The following is a 14,450-nucleotide window of genomic DNA, read 5'->3' on the forward strand; positions in this document are numbered from 1 at the left end:
ACGTTTCAGAGGATTGATGAAGACATCTGTAGTTGCAGTATTGGCGGCCCTGCTTCTATCCGTCATGCCAATGATAGCCAGCGCGTATGAACTGTCCGTCACTGTTCTTCTGAACGGCACCAGCGAGCCTGTGGCAGACGCCGTGGTTTTTGTGGAAGATACCCGACAGACGGCCCCGGTTGCCGCCGAAATCTATCAGAAAGATCGCGCCTTTCATCCACAGGTGCTCGTCATTCCTGTCGGTTCCAGCGTGGATTTTCCGAATCGCGACAATACCCAGCATCACGTCTATTCGTTTTCACCGGCCAAGCCCTTCAACATCGAGCTGTATGCCGACCGGCCGGCGTCACCCATCGTTTTTGACAAACCCGGCATTGTCGAACTGGGCTGCAACATTCACGACCATATGCAGGGATTTGTCATCGTTACCGACAACGCTGCCACAGGACAGACCAATGCCGCCGGACAGGTTACCCTGACCCTTGACCCTCAGGGCACCGACGGCGATCAGAATCGTTTGCTGTTAAAGGTCTGGCATCCAAGACTCGTGGATAACACTCGCCCGGCGCTCCGTGAGCTCAAGGGCCGTCAGCCGGCGGTCGTGACCCTCGATCTGGAACCCGAGCCTGCGCTCAATGGCCCGATGGACCGCCTTCAGCAACGTTTCCGGGAACTTTGATGGCGTCCGCATCCCGCCTTGGCTTTCGTGGCCGCCTCATTACCGCAATGATCTCGTTGGTGGCACTGGTCAGCCTGGTGATCGTGGCTCTGCTGATGGTGTACCTGTTCGAGGATGAGAAGAATCGGGCACTGGAGCAGCTGGCCATCGGAGAACGCCTCACCAACGAGATCATTGACCGGCGCACCGACCTGGAATTGTCCCGACTGGACGTTGTGGTACAGGATTTCGGGTTCCGCTCCGCCATCGCCAGCCGCGACCCGGGCACCATCGACAGCGCTCTGGAAAACCACAGTGGCAGAGTAAATGCCGACTTCGCCCTGTTGCTTGATGGCCAGGGTAAGCCACTGGCCTCAACCTTGACGCGCCCTTTGCCGGACATTCCCCAAGAACAACTGAGCAACGCCCGCCACAATGGCTTCACCCGAACACTGCAAGCCATTGGTGGTAAAGGCTACGAAGTCCTTATCATTCCGATCGCGGCGCCCGGACTCAGAGCCTGGCTGGTAACCGGGTTTGCCATGGATCAGGCTCTGGCAGACGTGATCGCCCGGCTCAGCGGAACATCGGTGATCTTACGGGCCCGGTCAGAACAGACTGGCGAGCTCACCAGTATTGCCGCAACCACCAGTGTCGATGACGATCTGGAAGAGGAGCTGGCCCGGGCACCGGCCAACGCGAATTTCATCGAAAGCGCCGGCTATTTCACCCGCATTAAAAATCTTGGCGAATCAGATCCTGCGGCCATTCAGGCCGTGTTGCTGATCAGCCGTGACGCCACCCTGCAAAACTATTACACACGGGCCGTGGAAATCGCCCTGCTGGTGGCCGCCATCCTGATCTTCGCCATTGTACTGGCACTGGTCATCGCCCGAAATCTGGGTCGCCCCGTGTTGCAACTGGCGAATTATGCGCGCGCTATCGGAAACGGTGAAACTCCCTCAGCACCTGCCATCCGGGCCGGTGGAGAACTGACCGAGCTCCGGAATGCCCTGAGGGATATGCTGTTGGGCCTGCGGGAACGTGAGGCGCAGATCCGCTATGCGGCCACCCACGATGACGTTACCGGACTGGGTAACCGAAACGCATTGATGCAGGCCGCCTCCGAGCTGTTCGAAGAAAACGGGCAGGGCACTCTGGTGGGTATCCAGCTGAACGATCTTTCCGACATTAACGACACCCTCGGCCTGGAGTTCGGTGACAAGGTACTCATCGGAATATCCAATCGGTTGCAGCAGGAACTCCCGGATGCCCGGGTGCTTGCCCGCACCGGCGGCGGAGAGTTCCTGGTCCTCCTTCCGTTGCTGTCCCCTGAGAGACGCAACCACAGGATCCGGCAGCTGCATGACCTCATTGAGTCTCCATTGCTGATCGACCAGAGCCCATTCTCCCTGCGCGTCACCATGGTGACCATGGAGCTACCGGAGGATGCTTCCGACACTAACGCCCTGCGCCGCAGGCTCAACCTGACCTTCGAAAAGGCAGAGGCGCTTTCCGAACCCTTTACCCGCTACCAGCCAGGGCAGGACGAGAGTCACCTCAGAGAACTGAAGCTCGTTGCCGATCTGCATACAGCCATCCTGAACAACGGGTTGCACATGAACTACCAGCCCAAGCTGGACAGTCGTACCGGCAAACTCGTGCAGGTGGAAGCCCTGGTTCGCTGGAACCATCCGGAGCTGGGCTTCATTTCCCCGGAAGAGCTTATCTTTCTTGCCGAACAATCGGGGCAGATCCACGATCTGACGGCCCATATCCTGCAAAGGGTTGCCGGTGACGCACGACAGTGGAAGAAGGAGGGCGTCGACGCGAGTGTCGCCATTAACCTGTCAGCCATGGATCTTACCTGGCCAGACCTGACCCGGCATATTTCCGAGACATTCCAGGACTGGCAGCACGAATTTGAACGGATAACTCTGGAAGTGACTGAAAGCGCCCTGATGGAAGACCCGGAACAGGCGATGGTTACGCTGAACAAACTCCGGGCCCTTGGTGTCACGTTGTCGGTGGATGATTTTGGTACTGGCTATTCCTCCTTGTCCCAGCTACGGAAACTGCCCGTACAGGAGTTGAAAATCGACAAGTCGTTTGTACTCAACCTGGATTCTGAACCCCAGGACCAGCTGATCGTCCGATCCACCATTGATATGGCCCATGGTCTGGGACTGCAGGTTGTAGCCGAGGGCATTGAAAACCTGAACGCCTGGCAGCTTCTGCAACACTGGGGTTGCGATATGAGTCAGGGCTTCTTTCTGAGCCGCCCGGTGTCCGCCGGGGATTTACCGGAAACCGCCCGATCACTGGCTGCCCGCGAACAGGAATTGGCCCAGCCCAACCCGGAGTCTTCAACATGACAGCACGGTGTCTCGTTGCCCTCATCGTCGCAGGCCTTGTCGCACCGGCGGCAATGGCCGACATTGGCAGCCGGATCTGGGCGACCGGAGGCGTCACCACCATAGAAGGCAGTGCCGGCGGCGGCCTGGTGCCCTGGGCCCTGCTGGGCAGTTACGCCAGTGATGAGGAATGGGGCGGCACCCTGGCCCTCAGCCGGGTTGAAGTCGATGACTACAGTCTGTCGGTATTCGGTGCCGGGCTGAACTGGAACAACAGGATTGAACTCTCGGTGGCGCAACAGACCCTGGATCTGGACAGCCTGGTGTTCACGCTGAAAGACGGTTTCGGCCTTGAGCAGGACGAATTACGCCAGAATGTCTTTGCCGCCAAGCTGCGCCTGACTGGCGATGCTCTCTACAGCCCCTGGGGCCAATGGTCTGCAGGCGTTCAGTACAAGCGTCTGAAGGATGCCACCGTGCCTTCAGCGATCGGTGCCCGGGATGATACCGGCACCGATGTCTATGTCAGTGGCAGCAAACTGTTCTTCGCAGCCGTAATGGAGCGCAACCTGCTGGTTAACCTGACCACCCGGATGACCCGGGCCAACCAGGGCGGACTGCTGGGCTTTGGCGGGGACCGCAATAACGGCCATCAATTGATGCTGGAGGGCAGCGTCGGGTTGTTCCTCAACCGAAAATGGCTGGTAGGCACCGAATACAGGCAAAAACCGGATAATCTGGGCTTTGCGGCAGAGGATGACTGGTGGGATCTGTTCGTCGCCTGGGTCCCGGACCGTCGCCTGGCTGTTACGGCGGCGCTGGTCAACCTTGGTGACATTGCCACGCTGGAAGACCAGCAGGGGTTGTATCTGTCTCTGCAAGGGAGTTTCTGATTATGGAACTTTTCAGGCTCAATCTTGCTGTCCCGGGGCTGTTAGTGGTCATGACGTTGATTCTCGGTGGCTGCCAGAATCTGACGCCTCACACCGATGACTCGCTGTATCAGCAGCTCGGCGAGCGTGAAGGTATTGCGCTGGTGGTCGAGGACCTGCTCTACCTGATCGTGGACGATGGGCGCATCAACCAGCAATTCAAAGGCATTGATGTGGCACAATTCCATCGCAATCTGACAGACCAGCTCTGCGCTCTGAGTGGCGGGCCCTGTACCTATACCGGTCGGGGAATGCGGGAACTGCATGCCGACATGGCTATCACCGATACCCAGTTCAATGCCCTCGCCGAGAACCTGATTCTGGCTATGGAACAGAACGATATCCCCACCGGAGCCCAGAACCGGCTGATCAAACAGCTGCTACCTCTGTATCCTGACATTCGCAACCTGTAAAACGGAGACCCGAACCTTGCTCGAAAACGCTGATCTGGGAAAACTGATTATCCGCCTGACCCTGGGCGGCCTCATGCTGTTTCACGGCATTGCCAAGCTACTCAACGGCATCGGATTTATTGAAGGGGAGCTTGCAAGCCACGGCCTGCCAACCCTGCTGGCCTATGGGGTCTTCGTGGGTGAGATCCTCGCGCCCCTGATGATCATCCTTGGCTATCAGACCCGGATTGGCGCCTTGTTGATTGTTTTCAACATGCTGTTTGCCATCATCCTGGTGCACGGCAACGAACTCTTGAGTCTTGGACGCAGTGGCGGCTGGGCGCTGGAATTGCAGGGTTTCTTCCTGTTTACCGCCGTGGCAGTGATTTTCCTGGGTCCAGGGCGTTATAAATTAAAGAATTGACCGATCGCCCGGGCAACAAAGCCCGGGCAGGTGCTCTGCACGTTCACCACTGACTGAACCCATGGGTATCACGAATGACCGACCGCGAAAACGACATACGTCCCGGACGATACCGGCACTACAAGGGCAAGGATTACGACGTTATTGGCGTCGCCCGGCACAGCGAAACCGAGGAACAGATGGTGGTCTACCGCTGCCTGTACGGTGATTACAGTCTCTGGGTGCGCCCGCTCTCCATGTTCCGGGAAACCGTGGAACTGGCGGGCGAACAAGTGCCCCGCTTCGCCCGCCTCGATAAGGACTGACAGTTACACAACCGCTTTGACTACCGCGGCCATTTGCTGCACATTACCGCGCTTTTCATGATGCCGGCCCTTACAAGGGGCCGGATAACCCATTAATTCCTACCCGGAGTTTTGCCATGAATGCCGTTGTTGCTGCGGTCGCGATCATGCTCGTCCTGAGTTTATGCCGCATCCACGTTGTTGTCGCCCTGATCATCGGTGCCGTTTCCGGCGGTCTGATTGCAGGAATGTCCCTGGAAGCCACGATTGAGGCCTTTAACAACGGGCTCGGCGGCGGTGCCACCGTGGCCCTGTCTTATGCCACACTCGGTGCCTTCGCTGTGGCAATCGGCAAATCCGGTCTGGCTCACGCCCTGGCCGATAAAGCCCTGGCGCTGGTCGGCCGCCAGCAGGATGGGGCCGCCGTCAACGGCATCCGTTTCCTGATCATTGGTCTGCTGCTGGCTATCGCCATTTCATCCCAGAATATCCTGCCTATCCACATCGCCTTCATCCCACTGGTGGTGCCGCCCCTGCTATACGTGATGGCAAAGCTGCACATGGACCGCCGCCTGGTAGCCTGCGTACTGACCTTCGGTCTCATCACCCCGTATATGTTCCTGCCTATCGGTTTTGGCGGGATTTACCTGAACGAAATTTTGATTGCCAAGGTCAACGCCAATGGCGTGGATGCCTCTGGCCTGAACGTAATGAAGGCCATGGCTCTGCCGGCATTGGGTATGCTCTGCGGCCTGTTGATCGCGGTATTCTTCAGCTATCGCGGCGACCGTACCTATGACATGGAAACCATCAGCAAGGCAGAGCGCGTGGACACCAGCTACAGCCCGCGGACCCTGGTTATGGCTCTGGTTGCCATTGTCACCGCGTTCGTGGTGCAGCTCTGGCTCGGCTCCATGATCCTGGGCGCCCTGGCCGGCTTCGTCCTGTTCAACCTGTCCGGAGTGGTGCGCTGGAAAGAAGCCGATGACCTGTTCACCGAGGGCATGAAGATGCTGGCGATGATTGGCTTCATCATGATCGCGGCTTCCGGTTTTGCCGAAGTCATGCGGGAGACCGGTGACATTGCCAGCCTGGTGGACAGCTCTGTGGCAACCATCGGCGAAAACAAGGCTATGGCGGCACTATTGATGCTGGTAGTGGGCCTGCTGATCACCATGGGAATCGGCTCGTCCTTCTCCACCATCCCGATCATCGCCGCCCTGTATGTGCCCCTGGCCCTGCAACTCGGCTTCAGTCCCCTGGCCATCGTCGCCCTGGTCGGCACCGCCGGTGCTCTCGGTGATGCCGGTTCCCCAGCCTCCGACTCTACCCTCGGACCCACCGCCGGTCTGAATGCCGATGGCCAGCACAACCACATCTGGGATACCGTGGTACCGACGTTCCTGCACTACAACCTGCCGTTGCTTGGCTTTGGGTGGTTGGCTGCGATGGTTCTTTAAAAAACCCCGGAGTTTATTCTCGCAGCTTTCTGGTTGAGGGGAGTTGCGAGGGGGCCAGGATATTTTGCCCTTGGAAATGGCAACTCGCTGCGCTCAGACATCAATTTCCGGCGGGAAAAATATCCCGCCCCCCTCACATAGAAACCATCAGATATCGCTGAAAAGATTATGTCTTAAAGAAATATCTTTGGAGTCAGATTAAGAGGGTATGGGGTGCTTTCTGGCGGGGAAAAGATGTCTGAGCGCAGCGAGTTGCTTTTCCCCAGAAGAAAAGCACCCCCATGGCCTCTCAGCCCCTCACCAAGAAGGCTCGGAGAGACAACCTACTCTCCATCGTCAGCAGAAGACTTGAAAAACACCACCTGTTTGACGGTATGATCATCCTCATTCTGCCGCTTGTTCACCCGCGTCTCGAGCTCCGGATTGGCCGGCTGCTCGGCATCTGACACCGCGTCGGTGAAGCCGCAGGCCACGCACTCGCGAACCTGGTCACCGTCGTCCGTGGTAAACATCATGATCTTGTCCATCTCCGCACAACGGGGACAAACGGCACCGGCGATAAAACGCTTTGGGCTCGCCATACTAGTACTCCGGTTTGAAGCATACGGCAGCCATTACGACTGCCGGCGCTGATTGGGTCAGGCGGCCTCGTCCGTGATGCCGGATTGTTTCAACAGGGCATCCACTTGCGGTTCGCGGCCGCGGAAGGCCTTGAACAGTTCCATGGGTTCCTGTGAACCACCCTTCTCAAGAATATTATGGAGGAAGGCCTTGCCCGTTTCCGGGTCGAAGATGCCTTTTTCCTCAAACAGGGAAAACGCATCCGCTGCGAGGACTTCCGCCCACTTGTAGCTGTAATAGCCTGCGGCATAACCACCGGCAAAAATGTGCGAGAAGGCATTGGGGAAACGATTGAATTCCGGGGCTTCCACCACCGCAATCTCGCCTCGGACCTTCCGATGCATATCCAGCGGATTGGTGGGCGCATCGTTGGTGAATTCCGCATGTAGCCGGAAATCGAACAATGAAAACTCCAGTTGCCGCACCATGCCCATGCCTGACTGGAAGTTTTTCGCCGCCAGCAGTTTCTGCAGCAGGTCTTCCGGGAGCGGTTCACCGGTTTCATGGTGAGATGCGATCAGCCCCAGAGACTCCGGGTTCCAGCACCAGTTTTCCAGGAACTGGCTGGGCAGTTCCACCGCATCCCAGGCCACACCGTTGATACCGGATACATCCAGTACGTCGACCTGGGTCAGCATGTGATGCAGCCCATGCCCGAACTCGTGGAACAGCGTGGTCACCTCGTCATGGGTCAGCAACGACGGTTTGCCGTTCACCGGCGGGGTGAAGTTACAGGTCAGGAAGGCCACCGGCAGTTGCAGCTGGCCACGCAGGTTGCGCCAGCGTACCCGGCAATCCGCCATCCAGGCACCACCGCGTTTGCCCTGGCGGGCAAACAGATCCAGATAGAACCAGGCCAGCGGCTCGCCATTGCGGCTGATGCAGTAGGCGGTGGCGTCTTCGTGCCAGGTTTCCACCTCGGGACGGGCTTCGATCTGTACGTCAAACAGCTTCTCCGCCACACGGAACAGGCCCGGCACCACCTTGTTCACCGGGAACCAGGGACGCAGGGTTTCCGGGGAGATATCGTAGCGTTTCTGGCGAAGCTTCTCGCTGTAGTAGCCGACATCCCAGGCCTGCAACTCATCGGCGCCGTATTCCTCCTTCGCGAACGCCTTAAGCTCGGCAAACTCCTTCTCGGCCTGGGGCTTGGACTTGGCCGCCAGCTGATTCAGGAACTCCAGCACCTCGTCGCTGCTTCGGGCCATCTTGGTCGCCAGGGACCGTTCAGCGTAGTTGTCAAAACCCAGCAGCTGCGCCTGTGCATGACGGCGTTTCAGGATTTCCGCCATTACCGGTGTGTTGTCCCATTGACCGGCGTCCGGACCCTGATCGGAGGCACGGGTAACAAAGGCCTCGTAGACTTCCCGGCGCAAATCCCGGTTGTCACAGTAGGTCATCACCGGGAAGAAGCTGGGGAAATCCAGCGTAATCACGTAACCGTCCAGTTCTTTCTGGCGGGCCGCTTGCTTGGCACTTTCTATGGCCGTCTCCGGCATACCGGCAAGCTCATCGACATCAGTGATGTGCTTATACCAGTGCTGGGTCGCATCCAACACGTTGTCGCTGAACTTGTTGGAAAGCTCGGAAAGCTCCCGCGACAACTCGGCGTATTGCTTTTTCTTGTCGTCCGGCAGGTCCACACCACCGAGGTGGAAGTCCCGGAGCGTATTTTCCACGGACTTGCGCTGGGCTTCGGTCAGATCCTTGAAATCCTCCTTCCCGGCAAGCGCCTTGTAGGCATTGCACAGAACTGCGTTCTGGCTCACTTCGGTGCTGTACTCGGTGAGCTTCTCCAGGCAGTTCTTGTAGACCTTGCGTAGCTCATCGTTATTCATTACCCCGTTCAGGTGTGAGATCACTGACCAGGCATTGCTCAGTTTATCATCCAGGGCCTGCATCGGCTGAGCCAGGGTTTCCCAGGTGGGATCGTCCTGATCAGCCAGCTGGCTGATCTTCATGCGATTTTCACTGAGAATCTGGTCAATTGCCGTTTCCATGTGTTCTGTGCGGACATGGTCAAACTTCGGCAACAGGTCATCAGTCAGTAACGGGTTATTCATAGGTCCCCTTCTCAGCTAGTAAAATCTCAGGTAATTTCAGGCGACTCCAACGTTGGGGGAGCGTCCGGGGGAAGCCTTTCCGAAACTGTGCGAAACCACGGATGGCAGAGCCCAGGCATCACATGGATGCGCCGCAAGGCGCGTGTTTCGGAAAGGCTTCCCCCGGATGCTCCGTACTCCAGAGCGGAAAACGCCTCAAAGGTAATATGTAATGACGAATATACGTTCACACAAGGGTATGGCGCCAAATTTTGGAAAACGGGCGTGGGTGGATCCAGGTGCCGTGGTGATTGGTGATGTTGAAACCGGCGATGATGTGTCCATCTGGCCGATGACCGTCGTGCGCGGTGATATGCACAAAATCCGCATTGGCCACCGCTGCAGCATTCAGGATGGCTCGGTACTGCATATAACCCACGCCAGTGATTACAACCCCGGCGGTTATCCGCTCACCCTTGGAGACGACGTTACCGTCGGTCACAAGGCACTCTTGCACGGTTGTACCATCGGAAGCCGGGTGCTGGTCGGGATGGGCTGCATCATCATGGACGGCGCCGTTGTGGAGGACGAGGTCATTGTCGCGGCCGGTTGCCTGGTTCCGCCGGGCAAGACCCTGGAATCCGGACACCTTTATGTTGGCTCACCCTGCAAGAAAGCCCGGGCACTGACAGACAAGGAGCGGGGATTCTTCAAGTACACCGCTGCCAACTATGTACGACTCAAAGATGAGTACCTGAAGGACAATAACCCGGTTTAACTCTGCTCAAATATCAGCCACCCGCCCCTCTGAATACCACCTTTCAAAACCCGGAGAGGGCGGCCGCGGCCTGATCAACTGGCCGTTTCTGCCGTTGTTCTGGCACCGGCGTTTTCCAGGGCCCGGGCATAATCCACGCTGCGGCGATGGCGGGAAATCTGGTCCAGGATGGTTTCGCCCTCTCCGCTGACCGCATTCAGGTCCCGGCCTTCAGCCACAAAAAACCCGATAAAACGCTCGAAATCCTCGGCCCGCATGGCCTGATACGCTTTCAGCAGGGCGTTGAAGTCGGCGTTGTCGGCAGCATTCCAGGGCTGGATATCCAGAAAACTCCTGACCCGCTCATCGCTCCACTCTTCACCAATAACTTTCGGCTTATCCGGTCCACTCATGTGTTCTCTCGCTTCGCTATGCCAATAGATTGTAAGGCGCCCAGTATAAAGCTCTGAAAGCACAACAGTTATATGGATTGCGCATGAGAAACTGCGTCCCGGATATAAGGCTCAGGGCAAGATCTCAACCGGCAGATCCGCTGTGGGGAGCGCTGCACTGCACTCGGGGTTGCGAATGGCGATCTCCACACGGCGATTCAGTGCCCGGTTCTCCGGGGTGTCGTTAGTCGCCAACGGATTCGTCTCGGCACGGCCGGCGGCCACTACACGTTCAGCGGGTACCTGTCGGTTCAGCACCAGCTCGTGAACCACGGATACGGCACGGGCCGCAGACAGATCCCAGTTTGATCGATACCGGTCGCTGGAAATGGGTCGGTCATCCGTGTAGCCAGACACCAGGACATCTCCGGTACACGCAGACAGGACACCCACCACCCGCTCGATTATCGGGATCATCTCCGGTTTGATGGCGGCCTGCCCCGATCGGAACGTGGCCTCTTCAGAAAAGCGGATCACGACCTGGCTCTGGTCATAATTGACACTCAAAGCTTCTGAGGCCACTTCGGATTCCAGTTCCCGAATCAACCGGCTGGCAAGATCGATCACTCCAGCGGGGATCTGAGTGGGCGCCTCACCTTCGGCCCGTTCATCAATAAACTCAGGCTCCCTGGTCTGGGACTCCGTGGGCTCAGGAAGGGAGACCGTGTCCGATTCAATCAGGGTCAGGGGAGAGCCACCGATATCTTCAGCCAGTACGTTGCTGGACCCGAAGGCGATCGCCATGGAGTTGGCCATCGCCCGGTACTTCTCGACGTCCATTTCGGCAAAAGACAGCAGCAATATAAAAAAGGTCAGCAGTAGTGTGGCCAGATCCGCAAAGGTTACGATCCAGGCCGGCGTTTGATTCTGCTGTTGCTTTCTGTTCTTCTTCTGAACCAGATGCAAGCTCTCAGGCCTCCCGCTCCGGCGCCAGGCTGGTACGCTGCTCTGGGGTGACAAACGAAGACAGCAGTTCAGTCATTACTCGAGGATTCTCCCCGCGCATAATATTCTTTATGGAGGTGAGGATCAGCACCTGGTTCCGGGCCTCATCCTCAGCTTTAAGCTGCAGTTTGTCAGCCAGGGGCAGGGCAATCAGCTGGGCAATAAATGCACCATACAATGTGGTGAGGAGGGCGATTGCCATGGCCGGACCAATCGAAGCGGGATCATCCAGTGTGTTGAGCATCTGGACCAGCCCAACCAGGGTGCCCAGCATACCGATGGCCGGTGCCGATTCGCCAATGCCCCGGAATACCCGCTCAGCCACTTCGTAACGTTCAGCGGTCTGCCGGGTTTCATGCGCCAGTGCCTCCTCCACCAGTTCCGGTGGATGGCCATCGACACACAGATTGATCGCCTTCCGGAGGAATTCGTTGTCGGTCCGATGATTTTCGAGACCCAGAATGCCTTCCTTGCGTACCAGCGTGGCCAGTGCACGGACTTCCCGAATCAGCTCCGTCGGCCGCGCCATGCGGTCGGTAAAGGCAGCAGACATGGCCAGACGGAAGGCGCTCATCACCGACGCCATGCGGAATTTGATCAAGGTAACGGCAAATGTCCCGCCCAGCACAATTGCAAGGCCCGGGAGGTTCAGGAACGTCAGGAAGGAAGCATTGGCGAGCATTGCCAGAATGACAATCAGTACACCAGCCACAAGCCCTACCAGGGTAAGAATATCCATCGACCATCCTTACTGAATGTTGAGCCTGAGCATAACCCAATCCGGGGGCAGCTGCTCAGTCGTTACGTAATTCCTCAATGACAGGGCTGGTGGCGGGACTCACACCGCGCCAGATCCGGAAAGATTCCGCCGCCTGCTCGACCAGCATACCAAGTCCGTCAAAGACGTACTGTGCGCCCTGTTCAAGTGCCCACTGATTGAACGTCGTGGTCTGAAGAGAATACATCATGTCGTAAACCACGGTTTTTTCTGCAATGACCCCAGGAGATATCGGTGGCAAATCGCCCTGGAGGCTGGCACTGGTGCCATTGATGATCACATCGAATGGCTCACTCGGCTGCTCAAAGCCGCAGGCTGACAGCCGGGTTGCGCCCGCCAAGGGTTTAAACAGGTCTACCAGAGCTTCCGCTTTGCCAACCGTGCGATTGGCAAGAGTCACAGAGGCAGGATGCTTCGCCATGATGGGCCCGAGAACGCCACGAACCGCGCCGCCCGCTCCCAGCACCAGAATGCGGGCGTCCTTGAGAGCCACCGCATGGTTGAAGACCAGATCCCGGACAATACCGCATCCGTCGGTATTGTCGGCAACAAGCGCACCATGATCATCCAGATACAGGGTATTGGCTGCCCCGGCACTTTCGGCCCGCTCGGTCCGTCGATCCGCGAGCTTCCACGCGTCTTCCTTGAACGGAACGGTCACATTCAGACCTTTCCCGCCCCGCTCAAAAAAGTGTTTTACAGTGCCCGCGAAATCATCCAGCGGAGCCTGGATGGCGATATATTCCACCGACTCGCCGGTTTCGCTGGCGAACAGACTGTGAATTCTCGGCGATTTGCTGTGGCTGACGGGGTTTCCGACCACGGCGTAGAGATCGTTAGTCATGTTGGGTCTCCAGCCAGTTCCGACTGGTCAGGAAGAACTCCATAAGCCGGGCTTCTTCGGAGCCGGGCTCGGCCGTCCGGTTATAATCCCAGCGCACCAGAGGTGGAAGTGACATCAGTATGGACTCCGTTCGGCCACCAGACTGCAGGCCAAACAGGGTGCCACGGTCATACACCAGGTTGAATTCCACGTAGCGCCCGCGCCGGTATAGCTGAAAATCCCGTTCCCGGTCACCAAACGGATGCGCCATCCTGCGCCGGACAATGGGCTCATAGGCTTCTATATAGCTATCACCCACAGACTTCATCAGACCGAAATCCTGCTCGAAATTGCCGGTGTTGTGATCGTCAAAGAACAGACCACCGACGCCCCGCGGTTCATCCCGGTGTTTCAGATAAAAGTAGTCGTCGCACCAGTCTTTGAAGCGCTTATAGGTACCCTCACCAAACGGTTCACAGGCTGCGCGTGCCGTCTGGTGCCAATGCACACAATCGTCTTCGAAGCCGTAATAAGGCGTCAGATCGTAGCCACCACCAAACCAGTACACCGGCTCACCGTGCTCCGGCGTGGCGATAAAAAAGCGCACGTTGGCATGAGACGTAGGAACATAAGGATTGTTTGGATGAATAACCAGTGACACCCCCATCGCCTGCCAGGGGGCACCGGCCAGATGCGGACGGTGGGCCGTGGCCGAGGCCGGCATGGTCTCACCCATGACATGAGAGAAATTGACCCCGCCTTTCTCAAACACACGGCCGTCCGTGATCACCCGGCTGACACCGCCGCCGCCTTCCGGACGATCCCACGCATCCCGAATGAACGAGGTACCATCATCCAGGGCCTCAAGCCGGCTGCAGATCGACGCCTGCAATCCCAGCAGATACTGCTTTACTGCCTGGATATCGGGTTGCTGTGCCATAAACGCTCCTAACGAAGTTGCTGACCGCTGACAATATCAATGATACGGCTGGGATTGCGATTGCCCCCCAATGCTCCGGGCACAATCCAGTCAAGCTGATGACCAAAGTAGCGCCGAACCTGCCAGATTTTCCTGGCGGGCTGGCGCCCGGCCGGATTGCAGGATGTAGAAACCAGAGGCATTCCGCTGGCGTCACACAGGGCACGTACCACAGGATGCTGGCTGACGCGGACCGCAATGGACTTGTGCTTCCCACGCACCCATTCCGGAATCTGTTGCTCAACATCTGGTAGCAGACAGGTCACGGGGCCTGGCCAGTGACGCTCGGCATCAGCCTGCAAGGATCGGGTCAGGGGATCGAGGAGAAAACGGATCTGCTCAACGGACGAGGCCACCAGAATCAGACCTTTCTCGACCGGGCGTTGCTTGAGCTTCAGAATCCGTTCTACCGCCTCCTGATCCCAGGGGTCACAACCGAGACCCCAGACCGCTTCTGTGGGATAGGCAAGAACACCTCCACTGATCACTGTGCGTCGAGCACAGTGTAGTTGCCAGTCAGAAAGAGGATGGGAATTGGGCATATGGCTC

At 57.7% G+C, this 14,450-nt stretch carries 16 protein-coding genes; 8 read left to right on the top strand and 8 right to left on the bottom strand.

Annotated elements, in window-relative coordinates; genetic code table 11:
* Positions 1-16: 16 nt before the first annotated feature.
* The 7 genes from KO499_RS03605 to KO499_RS03635 all read left to right on the top strand — a co-directional run bounded on the left by KO499_RS03605 (position 17) and on the right by KO499_RS03635 (position 6,504).
* Positions 17-679 carry a methylamine utilization protein gene (locus tag KO499_RS03605; RefSeq protein ID WP_215982346.1) on the top strand — a complete coding sequence of 221 codons (663 nt, stop codon included), beginning with the start codon at positions 17-19 and terminating at the stop codon, positions 677-679.
* Positions 679-3,033 (top strand): EAL domain-containing protein, encoded by a 2,355-nt coding sequence (locus KO499_RS03610; RefSeq protein WP_215982347.1) that lies wholly within the window; start codon positions 679-681, stop codon positions 3,031-3,033. The genes KO499_RS03605 and KO499_RS03610 overlap by 1 nt, the downstream gene beginning before the upstream one ends.
* A complete protein-coding gene (locus tag KO499_RS03615; RefSeq protein ID WP_215982348.1) occupies positions 3,030-3,905 on the top strand; it encodes a DUF3034 family protein in 876 nt (291 codons plus the stop codon). Before KO499_RS03610 ends, KO499_RS03615 begins: the two co-directional genes overlap by 4 nt.
* Positions 3,906-3,907: 2 nt before the next feature.
* Positions 3,908-4,357, top strand: coding sequence for a group I truncated hemoglobin (locus KO499_RS03620; protein ID WP_215982349.1), 450 nt, complete (start codon positions 3,908-3,910; stop codon positions 4,355-4,357).
* Positions 4,358-4,373: 16 nt separating this feature from the next.
* Entirely contained in the window at positions 4,374-4,760 is a 387-nt protein-coding gene (locus KO499_RS03625; RefSeq protein WP_215982350.1) for a DoxX family protein, read from the top strand.
* Between the two features lie 74 nt (positions 4,761-4,834).
* Complete coding sequence (locus KO499_RS03630; RefSeq protein WP_215982351.1) at positions 4,835-5,065, top strand: DUF1653 domain-containing protein; 231 nt, start codon at positions 4,835-4,837, stop codon at positions 5,063-5,065.
* A 116-nt stretch (positions 5,066-5,181) separates the two neighbouring features.
* Complete coding sequence (locus KO499_RS03635) at positions 5,182-6,504, top strand: Na+/H+ antiporter family protein (RefSeq protein WP_215982352.1); 1,323 nt, start codon at positions 5,182-5,184, stop codon at positions 6,502-6,504.
* A 323-nt stretch (positions 6,505-6,827) separates the two neighbouring features.
* On the opposite strand, the gene KO499_RS03640 is transcribed toward KO499_RS03635, so the two are convergent.
* A complete protein-coding gene (locus KO499_RS03640; RefSeq protein ID WP_215982353.1) occupies positions 6,828-7,085 on the bottom strand; it encodes a YheV family putative zinc ribbon protein in 258 nt (85 codons plus the stop codon).
* Between the two features lie 57 nt (positions 7,086-7,142).
* Complete coding sequence (prlC, locus tag KO499_RS03645; protein WP_215982354.1) at positions 7,143-9,188, bottom strand: oligopeptidase A; 2,046 nt, start codon at positions 9,186-9,188, stop codon at positions 7,143-7,145.
* A gap of 211 nt (positions 9,189-9,399) precedes the next feature.
* Between prlC and KO499_RS03650 the strand changes: the two genes are divergently transcribed.
* Positions 9,400-9,945, top strand: coding sequence for a gamma carbonic anhydrase family protein (locus tag KO499_RS03650; RefSeq protein ID WP_215982355.1), 546 nt, complete (start codon positions 9,400-9,402; stop codon positions 9,943-9,945).
* 74 nt (positions 9,946-10,019) lie between these two features.
* Here KO499_RS03650 and KO499_RS03655 read toward each other — a convergent pair whose 3' ends face one another.
* From KO499_RS03655 to KO499_RS03680, 6 genes are all read right to left on the bottom strand, one after another.
* On the bottom strand, positions 10,020-10,337 hold the full coding sequence (locus tag KO499_RS03655; RefSeq protein ID WP_215982356.1) for a PA4642 family protein: 318 nt from the start codon (positions 10,335-10,337) through the stop codon (positions 10,020-10,022).
* Between the two features lie 111 nt (positions 10,338-10,448).
* Positions 10,449-11,282 carry a flagellar motor protein MotB gene (locus KO499_RS03660; RefSeq protein ID WP_215982357.1) on the bottom strand — a complete coding sequence of 278 codons (834 nt, stop codon included), beginning with the start codon at positions 11,280-11,282 and terminating at the stop codon, positions 10,449-10,451.
* A gap of 4 nt (positions 11,283-11,286) precedes the next feature.
* Entirely contained in the window at positions 11,287-12,060 is a 774-nt protein-coding gene (locus KO499_RS03665; protein ID WP_215982358.1) for a motility protein A, read from the bottom strand.
* A 55-nt stretch (positions 12,061-12,115) separates the two neighbouring features.
* On the bottom strand, positions 12,116-12,943 hold the full coding sequence (gene aroE, locus KO499_RS03670; RefSeq protein ID WP_215982359.1) for a shikimate dehydrogenase: 828 nt from the start codon (positions 12,941-12,943) through the stop codon (positions 12,116-12,118).
* Positions 12,936-13,862: an oxygen-dependent coproporphyrinogen oxidase gene (gene hemF, locus KO499_RS03675; RefSeq protein WP_215982360.1), complete on the bottom strand. Its 927-nt coding sequence runs from the start codon at positions 13,860-13,862 to the stop codon at positions 12,936-12,938. Before hemF ends, aroE begins: the two co-directional genes overlap by 8 nt.
* 8 nt (positions 13,863-13,870) lie before the next feature.
* Positions 13,871-14,443 (bottom strand): L-threonylcarbamoyladenylate synthase, encoded by a 573-nt coding sequence (locus KO499_RS03680; RefSeq protein ID WP_215982361.1) that lies wholly within the window; start codon positions 14,441-14,443, stop codon positions 13,871-13,873.
* Between the last annotated feature and the right edge of the window lie 7 nt (positions 14,444-14,450).

The organism is Marinobacter sp. F3R08, assembly GCF_018860425.1.
GTDB lineage: Bacteria > Pseudomonadota > Gammaproteobacteria > Pseudomonadales > Oleiphilaceae > Marinobacter.

Excerpts from the sequence above, each read along its gene's own strand:
- KO499_RS03615 (WP_215982348.1), top strand. The coding sequence starts at position 3,030 with ATGACAGCACGGTGTCTCGTTGCCCTCATCGTCGCAGGCCTTGTCGCA.
- KO499_RS03620 (WP_215982349.1), top strand. The coding sequence starts at position 3,908 with ATGGAACTTTTCAGGCTCAATCTTGCTGTCCCGGGGCTGTTAGTGGTC.
- aroE (WP_215982359.1), bottom strand. The coding sequence starts at position 12,943 with ATGACTAACGATCTCTACGCCGTGGTCGGAAACCCCGTCAGCCACAGC.
- KO499_RS03610 (WP_215982347.1), top strand. The coding sequence starts at position 679 with ATGGCGTCCGCATCCCGCCTTGGCTTTCGTGGCCGCCTCATTACCGCA.
- KO499_RS03605 (WP_215982346.1), top strand. The coding sequence starts at position 17 with ATGAAGACATCTGTAGTTGCAGTATTGGCGGCCCTGCTTCTATCCGTC.
- KO499_RS03630 (WP_215982351.1), top strand. The coding sequence starts at position 4,835 with ATGACCGACCGCGAAAACGACATACGTCCCGGACGATACCGGCACTAC.
- hemF (WP_215982360.1), bottom strand. The coding sequence starts at position 13,862 with ATGGCACAGCAACCCGATATCCAGGCAGTAAAGCAGTATCTGCTGGGA.
- KO499_RS03680 (WP_215982361.1), bottom strand. The coding sequence starts at position 14,443 with ATGCCCAATTCCCATCCTCTTTCTGACTGGCAACTACACTGTGCTCGA.
- KO499_RS03640 (WP_215982353.1), bottom strand. The coding sequence starts at position 7,085 with ATGGCGAGCCCAAAGCGTTTTATCGCCGGTGCCGTTTGTCCCCGTTGT.
- KO499_RS03655 (WP_215982356.1), bottom strand. The coding sequence starts at position 10,337 with ATGAGTGGACCGGATAAGCCGAAAGTTATTGGTGAAGAGTGGAGCGAT.
- KO499_RS03650 (WP_215982355.1), top strand. The coding sequence starts at position 9,400 with ATGACGAATATACGTTCACACAAGGGTATGGCGCCAAATTTTGGAAAA.
- prlC (WP_215982354.1), bottom strand. The coding sequence starts at position 9,188 with ATGAATAACCCGTTACTGACTGATGACCTGTTGCCGAAGTTTGACCAT.
- KO499_RS03635 (WP_215982352.1), top strand. The coding sequence starts at position 5,182 with ATGAATGCCGTTGTTGCTGCGGTCGCGATCATGCTCGTCCTGAGTTTA.
- KO499_RS03665 (WP_215982358.1), bottom strand. The coding sequence starts at position 12,060 with ATGGATATTCTTACCCTGGTAGGGCTTGTGGCTGGTGTACTGATTGTC.